The sequence below is a fragment of the Paracoccus sp. (in: a-proteobacteria) genome, from assembly GCF_046462195.1.
GTDB lineage: Bacteria > Pseudomonadota > Alphaproteobacteria > Rhodobacterales > Rhodobacteraceae > Paracoccus.
In genome coordinates this window covers 1-2667 of the sequence record NZ_JBKGUN010000144.1, presented here as the reverse complement: position 1 = coordinate 2667, position 2667 = coordinate 1, and the positions used below count along the sequence as shown (strand labels likewise).

At 60.6% G+C, this 2667-nt stretch carries 6 protein-coding genes; 3 read left to right on the top strand and 3 right to left on the bottom strand.

Annotated features, from left to right (window positions below):
• On the top strand, positions 1–596 hold a 596-nt coding region (locus ACLHHB_RS09370), incomplete at its 5' end, for a TolB family protein (protein WP_410218013.1).
• Here ACLHHB_RS09370 and ACLHHB_RS09365 read toward each other — a convergent pair.
• The 3 genes from ACLHHB_RS09365 to ACLHHB_RS09355 form a co-directional block, all read right to left on the bottom strand.
• Positions 583–810, bottom strand: a complete 228-nt coding sequence (locus tag ACLHHB_RS09365; protein ID WP_410218012.1) for a DUF1150 family protein — start codon at positions 808–810, stop codon at positions 583–585. The two genes, ACLHHB_RS09370 and ACLHHB_RS09365, sit on opposite strands and share 14 nt — an antisense overlap.
• Positions 811–820: 10 nt before the next feature.
• Positions 821–1231, bottom strand: a complete 411-nt coding sequence (locus tag ACLHHB_RS09360) for an Hsp20 family protein (protein WP_410218011.1) — start codon at positions 1229–1231, stop codon at positions 821–823.
• 111 nt (positions 1232–1342) lie between these two features.
• The gene (locus ACLHHB_RS09355) at positions 1343–1600 is read right to left on the bottom strand and encodes a hypothetical protein (RefSeq protein ID WP_410218010.1); all 258 of its coding nucleotides are present in this window, start codon (positions 1598–1600) and stop codon (positions 1343–1345) included.
• 387 nt (positions 1601–1987) lie between these two features.
• Between ACLHHB_RS09355 and ACLHHB_RS09350 the strand changes: the two genes are divergently transcribed.
• Together ACLHHB_RS09350 and purE are read left to right on the top strand one after the other, a co-directional pair.
• Positions 1988–2206, top strand: a complete 219-nt coding sequence (locus tag ACLHHB_RS09350; RefSeq protein WP_410218009.1) for a YdcH family protein — start codon at positions 1988–1990, stop codon at positions 2204–2206.
• Between the two features lie 57 nt (positions 2207–2263).
• Positions 2264–2667: 5-(carboxyamino)imidazole ribonucleotide mutase (gene purE / locus ACLHHB_RS09345; RefSeq protein ID WP_410218008.1), on the top strand; the 404-nt coding region annotated here is incomplete at its 3' end.

Genomic DNA, 2667 nt, shown 5'->3' with positions numbered 1-2667 from the left:
GCAGGATCGTGTTTTCCAGCCATGACGGGATCGGGGCGGGCATCCACATATGGGACGGCACATCAGTAACCAGCCTGCCCTTGCGTCGCCCAAGCTGGTGGCACGCTGCGCAGGGCAACCAACTGACCTATGCCTGCGCACGCGGCGACAGGACGGTGCAGATCGCCACGTGTGACCTACAGGGAGGATCGGAGGTTGTTCTGACGCATGGAACAGCCCACAGCGACGGGCCTGACTTTTCCCCTTGCGGAACATTCATCTGGTTCAACTCGGACAAGACCGGCCAAGCCCAGATCTGGCGGATGAAAAGTGATGGATCGGAGGCCGCGCCGGTCTTTCGCGATCAGCGGGTCAACTGGTTCCCGCATCCCTCGCCCTGCGGTCAGCATGTGATCTATCTATCTTACGCGCCGGGAACCACCGAACATCCGCGGGACCGCGAGGTAGCCTTGTGGATCATGCGCCCTGATGGAAAGGAAAGGCGCAAGCTGCTGGATCTTTTCGGAGGGCAGGGCACGCTGAACGTGCCCTGCTGGTCGCCAGATGGTCAGGCATTCGCATTTATGCGTTATGCACCGGCAGTCAGTGCACGCTGACCGGCTGCAACTCGTTCTGACGGGCTAGGCTGAAGGCCAAGTTGCGATCCTGAACCAGTGCCAGTCGCTCACCCTCGGTATCGTGCACGGCATAGATCGTGGGCACATCCGGCAGCTGTTCCCGAACGTCCTTGGGCAGGCTCTCGATGGCAACTTCGCGGATATAGACAGTGCGGGCCGTATCGGCCTCGCCGAAATCGTATTTGGTATCCATGATGATCCCCTTAGGTGCGGCTGATCGGAATGGTCTTGACAACCTGCTGCGGCGCCGACCGGCGCAGATCGATATGAAGCAGCCCGTTCTCGGACGCAGCCGAGATGACCTCCACCCCGTCCGCCAGCACGAAGCTGCGTTGAAAGGCACGAGCAGCGATCCCCCTGTGCAGGAAGACCCGGCTGTCATCGGCGGTTGGCATCTTTCCCCGGATCACCAGCTGGCGATCTTCGGTCGTGACGGACAGATCGCTTTCTGAAAAACCCGCAACGGCCAGCGTGATCCGGAAACCGTCAGGCGCGAAATGCTCGATGTTGTAGGGTGGGTACCCTTCGGCCCCCTTGGCGGCGCGCTCGGCCAGGCGCTCCAGTTGATCGAACCCCAGAAGATAGGGGTGAGACCCCAGCGAAATCTTGGTCATGTCAGCCCTTTGTCTTGAAGCGACTGGCGGCAAGGGCCCCGTGATTGGCAACCCTTCCTCGATCCAAAGATGGAAGCTGCAAGTCGATTTTGCAAGATGCCTCAGGCAGCCTCACGGCTGCAGAGAACATTCCTTCATCGCGCGCCGTATGGCCGTATCCGAGCCGGCAAGGGGAAACACCGCGGTGATCTGCCCCGCAACGACCTGCACTTGCCGCCCGTCCATCAAGCCCTCAAGAACTGCGCTGTCCGGCTTCACTTCAGTGAAATGGACCCCGTCCTGCGTTTGAAAGGAGGCTTCGATGATCTGGCCGTCGACTGCGAAGGCCAAGGCGCGCCCGCCACCGCCAAGCCCTGTCACCACCAGCATCCCAAGACCGCCGGGCCGGCACACATAGGAAAGAGAGCGGCTCTGCACAGCAACGCCAGCTGCATGGCCTTGACCGGTTGTCACTGGGCCATGAGCCCAGCTGGCCTGAAACGACGTGCTGCAGTCCGCGCAGGGCAGGGTACCTGTATCCTGTACGCCCACCGGAACGGCGGCTGTCAGCGATGACAAAAGAAGGGCGGCAATCTTTCCCGACATGGCACATCCCAACAGAAAGTCACATTTCACGGTGCCGTGAGTGCTCCCCAATAGCAACAATCTTGCGTTGTATGGCACCAAAAAGTGACGCATCGGAAAGGTCGCGGTTAACAGGAGACGGTTGTCACGATATAGTCAGGGCAGCAACTTCCTGTTTCAGGCAGAATCCTTATGAACATGCAGCACTCGATGAGCCATGATGAGATTGCCCGCGCGCGGCTTCTGGCATTGCGCTGCGAGCATCGTGATCTCGATGAGGCAATCGCTGCGTTGCAGGGGCAACAGCTGACCTCGACCCTGACCCTGCAACGCCTGAAAAAGCAAAAATTGATCCTCAAGGATAAGATCGCGCGGCTGGAAGACGAGCTGACGCCCGACATCATCGCTTGATTGCAGGGACTTGCACGGCGCGATATGCGGTGGCCAGCACGATGACGGGGGCATGCAATGGACACACCGGTTGGAATTATCATGGGCAGTCAATCTGACTGGCCCACGATGCGCGAAGCAGCCGATATTCTGGACCAGTTGGGGATCAGCTATGAAACCCGTATCGTCAGCGCCCATCGGACCCCGGACCGCTTGTGGGACTATGGCCAGTCGGCAGTCGGTCGGGGCCTCAGGGTAATCATCGCAGGTGCGGGCGGTGCCGCCCACCTGCCTGGCATGATGGCGTCGAAGACCCGCGTTCCTGTCGTGGGCGTTCCGGTCCAGACCCGTGCCCTGTCGGGGGTCGACAGTCTTTATTCCATCCTGCAGATGCCCAAAGGGTATCCGGTGGCGACCATGGCCATCGGTGCGGCGGGTGCGGCGAATGCGGGTCTGATGGCCGCAGGCATTCTGGCGCTGTC

Excerpts from the sequence above, each read along its gene's own strand:
- ACLHHB_RS09350 (WP_410218009.1), top strand. The coding sequence starts at position 1,988 with ATGAACATGCAGCACTCGATGAGCCATGATGAGATTGCCCGCGCGCGG.
- ACLHHB_RS09365 (WP_410218012.1), bottom strand. The coding sequence starts at position 810 with ATGGATACCAAATACGATTTCGGCGAGGCCGATACGGCCCGCACTGTC.
- ACLHHB_RS09355 (WP_410218010.1), bottom strand. The coding sequence starts at position 1,600 with ATGCTGGTGGTGACAGGGCTTGGCGGTGGCGGGCGCGCCTTGGCCTTC.
- ACLHHB_RS09360 (WP_410218011.1), bottom strand. The coding sequence starts at position 1,231 with ATGACCAAGATTTCGCTGGGGTCTCACCCCTATCTTCTGGGGTTCGAT.